The sequence below is a fragment of the Neoroseomonas rubea genome (assembly GCF_016106015.1).
GTDB classification, from domain to species: Bacteria; Pseudomonadota; Alphaproteobacteria; order Acetobacterales; family Acetobacteraceae; genus Neoroseomonas; species Neoroseomonas rubea.
Genome location: NZ_JACADQ010000268.1, coordinates 1 through 5,898, shown reverse-complemented (window position 1 = coordinate 5,898; position 5,898 = coordinate 1). Strand labels below are relative to the sequence as shown.

5 protein-coding genes are annotated in these 5,898 nt (G+C 73.0%); 2 read left to right on the top strand and 3 right to left on the bottom strand.

Going from position 1 to position 5,898, the window contains the following annotated elements:
- The coding region (locus tag HW577_RS19165; RefSeq protein ID WP_198377740.1) for an AsmA family protein at window positions 1-374 on the bottom strand (374 nt) is incomplete at its 3' end.
- The gene (locus tag HW577_RS19160) at window positions 371-3,973 is read right to left on the bottom strand and encodes a hydantoinase B/oxoprolinase family protein (RefSeq protein ID WP_198377739.1); all 3,603 of its coding nucleotides are present in this window, start codon (window positions 3,971-3,973) and stop codon (window positions 371-373) included. The genes HW577_RS19165 and HW577_RS19160, both read right to left, overlap by 4 nt.
- 129 nt (window positions 3,974-4,102) lie before the next feature.
- On the opposite strand from HW577_RS19160, the gene HW577_RS19155 reads away from it, so the two are divergent.
- Both HW577_RS19155 and HW577_RS19150 read left to right on the top strand, forming a co-directional pair.
- Window positions 4,103-4,870 (top strand): TerB family tellurite resistance protein, encoded by a 768-nt coding sequence (locus tag HW577_RS19155; RefSeq protein ID WP_198377738.1) that lies wholly within the window; start codon window positions 4,103-4,105, stop codon window positions 4,868-4,870.
- Window positions 4,871-4,923: 53 nt separating this feature from the next.
- Window positions 4,924-5,550 (top strand): N-acetylmuramoyl-L-alanine amidase, encoded by a 627-nt coding sequence (locus HW577_RS19150; protein WP_419956596.1) that lies wholly within the window; start codon window positions 4,924-4,926, stop codon window positions 5,548-5,550.
- Window positions 5,551-5,694: 144 nt separating this feature from the next.
- Here the strand turns inward: HW577_RS19150 and HW577_RS19145 are convergent.
- Window positions 5,695-5,898, bottom strand: a 204-nt coding sequence (locus HW577_RS19145) for a DUF1127 domain-containing protein (RefSeq protein ID WP_198377737.1), incomplete at its 5' end; no start/stop codon positions are given.

The following is a 5,898-nucleotide window of genomic DNA, read 5'->3' as shown; positions in this document are numbered from 1 at the left end:
CGCAGCGCGCCGACGCTTGCGGGCGGCCAGGGCAGGCGGATCTCGGCGCCGACCAGGACCAGTTCGCGCGGCTCGAGCCGCCCGCCGAGCAGCGCGCCGAGGCCGAGGCTGAGGCGCAGCGCGCGGGCGGCGACGCCGATCTCGTCCGGATCGGCCGCGCCGACGCGCACGCTCTGCGCCTCGATCATCGGCTGCGGCAGCAGCGCGAGGCGCAGCGGGCCTTCCAGCAAGACCGGCCGGCCGAGCCGCGCGCTCGCGATGGCGGCGACCTGGTCGCGCCGTGCCTCCCAGTCCAGCAGGCGCGGCACGGCCCAGGCCGCCAGCAGCAGCAGCGCCGGCAGGCCGACCAGGAGGAGGAGGCGCCGCCTGTTCACCCCGCGGGCGCGCCCCAGCCGCCGCCGCCCGGCGTCTCCAGCCCGAACACCTCGCCCGGCGCGAGGCTGGCGCGGTCGCTGCCCTGCATGAGGTGGATGGAGCCGTCGGCACGCTCGACCCATTGCCGCCCGGCCGCGCCATCCGCCCCGCCGCGCAGGCCATGCGGCGCGACATTGCGGCGGGAGGCGACGATGACGGCCTCCATCGGGCGCAGGAAGCGGATGCGCCGGCGCGACCCGTCGCCGCCATGCCATTGCCCCGCGCCCCCCGAGCCGCGGCGGATGGAGAATTCCTCCAACCGCACCGGATAGCGGAGCTCCAGGATCTCGGGGTCCGTCATGCGCGTGTTCGTCATGTGCGTCTGCACCGGGCCCGCGCCGTCGAAGCCGGGGCCGGCGCCGATGCCGCCGCAGACCGTCTCGTAGTACTGGTAGGTCGCGTCGCCGAACAACACGTTGTTCATCGTCGCCTGGGCCGAGGCGCAGGCACCGAGGGCCGCAAGCAGCGCGTTGCAGGTCATCTGCGAGACTTCCGTATTGCCCGCGACCACGGCCGCGCCGGGGCGGGGGCTGAGGAAGGTGCCCTCGGGGATGACGATCTCCAGCGGCTTGAGGCAGCCATCGTTGAGGGGAATGTCCTCCCCCACCAGGCAGCGGAAGCAATACAGCACCACGGCGCGGCAGACCGCCGAGGGCGCGTTGAAGTTGTCCGGCCGCTGCGGCCCCGTGCCGGTGAAGTCGATCACCGCGCGGCGTTTCGCATGGTCCACGCGCACGGCCACGCGCAGCGGCGTGCCGTCGTCGATCGTGGTGGCGAAGGCGCCGTCCGGCAGGCGTTCCAGCACGCGGCGGACGCTTTCCTCGGCATTGTCCATCACGTGCTTCATGTAGGCGCGCACGGTCGGCAGGCCGAACTCGGCGACGGCGCGCTGCAGCTCCTGCACCGCCTTCTCGTTCGATGCGACCTGCGCCTTGATGTCCGCGACATTCACATCCGGGCTGCGCGCGGGGTAGCGCGCGCCGGCCAGCAGCGCGCGGAACTCCGCTTCGCGGAACAGGCCGCCATCGACGAGCAGGAAATCGTCGATCACGACGCCTTCTTCCTCGAGCGTGCGGGACCCGGGCGGCGTCGAGCCCGGCGTCAGCCCGCCGATATCGGCGTGGTGGCCGCGCGAGCCGACGAAGAACAACACCTCCCGCCCCGCGGCATCGAAGACCGGCGTGATGACCGTCACGTCCGGCAGGTGCGTGCCGCCATTGGACGGGTTGTTCAGCGCCACCACGTCGCCCGGCTTCAGCGTCGCCGCACGGGAACGGATCACGGTCCGCACGCTTTCGCCCATCGCGCCCAGATGCACGGGCACATGCGGCGCATTGGCGACGAGCGCGCCGGTCGCGTCGAAGATGGCGCAGGAGAAGTCGAGCCGTTCCTTGATGTTCACCGACAGCGAGGTGTTCTGCAGCACCGCGCCCGCCTGCTCGGCGACGTTCATGAACAGGTTGTTGAACAGTTCCAGCATCACCGGGTCGGGCCGCGACGCATCCGCAAGGCGCGCGGCCGCACGCTGTTCCGTCCGCCGCAGCACGAGGTGGTCGCGCGCAGTGATCTCCGCCGTCCAGCCCGGCTCGACTACCGTCGTCGCATTCGCCTCCCGGATCAGGGCGGGGCCGGGGATGGCGTCGCCGGCCAGCAGCGCGTCGCGGTCGTACAGCGGCGCAGGGCGCGCCGCGCCGTCGCAGAACATCTCGACCGTGTCGATCGGCGCGGGCCGGCCTTCGCCGCGCGGCGGGAGGCTGGGCTCGGCCACGGCCTCGCCCGGCATGGTCACTTCCGCGATGCAGGCTTCCACCACCACCTGCCGCTCAGGCGTGGCGAAGCCGAAGCGGCGGCGATGGGCCTCGGTGAAGGCGGCGAGCACCTGGTCGTGCGGGCCAAAGGGCACGGGCAGGAAGGAATCCGTCCCGGCGTAGCGAAGATGCAGCCGCCGCGCGACGGCGATCCGCGTCGGGTCCGCGCCTTGGCGCTCGAGCTCCGCCCGCCCTTCGGCCGCCAGCGCATCGAGCCGCGCGGCGAGGCTGTCCATCGCCCCGGCCGTCAGCGGCGCTTCCACCGCGCCCTCGCGGATCGCCGCCTGATCGGCGAGGCCCATGCCATAGGCCGAGAGCACGCCGGCGAAGGGGTGGATGAACACGGTCTCCATGCCCAGCGCGTCGGCGACGAGGCAGGCATGCTGACCGCCCGCGCCCCCGAAGCATTGCAGCGCGAAGCGCGTCGCGTCGTGGCCCTTCTGGATGCTCACCTGCTTGATGGCGTTCGCCATGTTGGCGACGGCGATGCGCAGGAAGCCTTCCGCGACCTGCCGCGGGTCCTGCTCCGTGCCCGTGGCGCGCGCGATCTCCGCCGCCAGCGCCGCGAATTTTGCCTGCACGACCTCGGCATCCAGCGGCTGGTCGCCGTGCGGTCCGAAGATCGCCGGGAAGTGGCGGGGCTGGATCTTGCCGACCATGACATTCGCGTCGGTCACGGTCAGCGGCCCGCCGCGGCGGTAGCAGGCCGGGCCCGGCACGGCGCCCGCGCTGTCCGGCCCCACGCGCATCCGCGCCCCGTCGAAATGCAGGATCGACCCGCCGCCGGCAGCGACGGTGTTGATCGCCATCATCGGCGCGCGCATGCGCACGCCGGCGACCTCGGTCTCGAAGGCGCGCTCGAACTCCCCGGCATAGAGCGCGACATCGGTGCTGGTCCCGCCCATGTCGAAGCCGATGATGCGGTCGAACCCGCCCATCGCCGCGGTGCGGGCGGCCCCCACGATGCCGCCGGCGGGGCCGGAGAGGATCGCATCCTTGCCCTGGAAGCGCCCGGCTTCCGTCAGCCCGCCATTGGACTGCATGAAGTACAGCCGCACGCCCGGCAGCTCGCCCGCCACCTGTTCGACATAGCGGCGCAGCACGGGGGAGAGATAGGCATCGACCACGCTGGTATCCCCGCGCGGGACGATGCGCGGCAGCGGGCTCGCCGCATGGCTCAGCGAGACCTGGGGGAAGCCCTCCGCCCGCGCGATCTCGCCCAGGCGCCGCTCATGCGCCGGATGCGCCCAGGCATGCATCAGCACGATCGCGACCGCGCGGATGCCGTCGGCGAAGGCCGCGCGCAGCGCCGCCCGCGCGGCATCCTCGTCGAGCGCCTCGATCTCGGTCCCGTCCACCGCCACGCGGCCGCCGATCTCGGCCACGCGCTCATGCAGCAATTCGGGCAGGCGGACATCGAGGTCGAAGAGCCGCGGCCGCGCCTGGTTGCCGATGCGCAGCATGTCGGCGAAGCCGCGGTTGACCAGGAGCAAGACGCGTTCGCCCTTGCGTTCCAGCAGCGCGTTGGTGGCAACCGTGGTGCCCATCTTCACCGCCTCGATCGTGCCGGGCGGGATGGGGGCGCCGGGGGGCAGGCCCAGGGTTTCCCGGATGCCGGCGACGGCGGCGTCGCGGTAGCGCTCCGGGTTCTCGGACAGCAGCTTGCGGGTGGACAGGCGCCCGTCCGGGTCACGCGCGACGATGTCGGTGAAGGTGCCGCCGCGATCGATCCAGAATTGCCAGCCCGCCATGAACCTGCCCCTGAAACGGCCGCGCCGGCGGCCCTATCCCTTTGGCAATAGAGACGCCCCGGGCGGGCGGCAAGGCGCCCTGACGCGTCCGGCCGCCCTGTGCTAGCAGGATGGCCGAAGGAGAGCGCTTTGGGATTCTGGGGAAAGATCCTCGGCAGCATGGCGGGATTCGCCATGGGCGGGCCATTCGGCGCCATGGTGGGCGCGGCCCTTGGGCATGCGGCGGACCAGGGCGCCGTGCCGGGCGCGGGGCGCATCCCGCCCAATGCGGCCGACATGGTCCATATGCTGGGGGGCAAGGAGAACCTGTTCTCCTTTTCCGTCGTCGTGCTCGCCGCGAAGCTCGCCAAGGTGGATGGTCCAGTGAAGCGGGCCGAGATCGAGGCCTTCCGCCAGATGTTCCGCGTGCCGGAGGAGGGCGCCCGCGATGTCGGCCGCCTGTTCGACCAGGCGCGGGAGACCGCCGAGGGCTGGGAGCCCTTCGCCGAGAAGCTCGGCGAGACCTTCGCCGACAACAAGGCGATGCTCGAGGACGTGCTGGCCGCGCTGGTGCGTATCGCGCGCGCCGACGGCGCCGTGACGAAGTCCGAAGGCGACATGCTGCGCGGCATCCATGGGCGCTTCGGCCTCGACGCCGCGTCTTGGGAGCGGGCGAAGGGCGGGACCCCGCGCGGCGCGCCGGCGCAGCAGATGGAAGACCCCTACCCCGTGCTCGGCCTGACGCGGGAGGCCTCCGACGAGCAGATCCGCGCCGCCTGGCGGCAATTGATGCGGGAGAACCACCCGGACACGCTGGCCGCCCGCGGCGTGCCGGAGGAGTTCGTGAAGCGCGCGACGTCGAAGGTGGCGGAGATCAACGCGGCGTGGGACCGCATCAAGCGCGAGCGCGGCCTCTGACCGCACGTGCCATCGACGCCCCAAGCCCGAACCACGACGCCCGCCCGGACGGCGTGCCGATCGACATGCTGGTGCTGCACTATACCGGCATGCGCACGGGGCCGGAGGCGATCGCGCGGCTGCGCGACCCCGCGGCCAAGGTCTCCTCCCACTACGTCGTGGAGGAGGACGGCGCGGTCTTCCGCCTGGTGGCGGAGGAGCACCGCGCCTTCCATGCCGGCATCTCCCACTGGCGCGGCCATGCGGGGCTGAACGCGCGCTCGATCGGGATCGAGATCGTCAACCCGGGCCATGAATGGGGCTACCGGGATTTCCCGGCGCTGCAGATGGCGGCGGTGTGCGACCTCTGCCTCGACATCCTCGCGCGCCATCCCATCCCGGCACGCAACGTGGTGGCGCACAGCGACATCGCCCCGGACCGCAAGCAGGACCCGGGCGAGTTGTTCGACTGGGAGGGCCTGGCGCGCAACGGCGTCGGGCTGTGGCCCGGGCCCGATCCCGCGCCGGCGGACGCGGATGCCATGCTGCCGCTGCTGCGCGAGATCGGCTACCGCGACGACCTCCCTCTGCCCGTGCTGATCACCGCCTTCCAGCGCCACTGGCTGCCCGGCCGCGCGGACGGCATCGCGGATGCTGCGACGCGCGCCCGCCTCGCCGCCGTCGCGGCCATGTGCGGCTAAACGGTGCCCGCGCGTCGCCGCCAGGCGGCGGCGCGGCCGTTTGCGAGGATGGCGGGTCGTGGCGGCCTGCAGCGGCGCCTGGCCGCCCGGCGGAACCGCACGGGGGTTCCCCCGGACAGGCCGCTGCCCAGGGTGCTGGCACCCTCAGCGCGTCCACCACGGCATCGGTCGCGGCCGCTCCTCGCGCCCATGGCGGATCGCGCGCATCGCATCGCCGCGATGGATGCCGATGTCGCGCAGCATCCGGTCGTCCATCTCGGCCACCAGGCGCGCCGCGCGGCGGCGTTCGACCGCATCGACCGCCGCCGCCCACAGGCGCGCGAGCAGGCCCGGGGCGTCGGCGGCGCA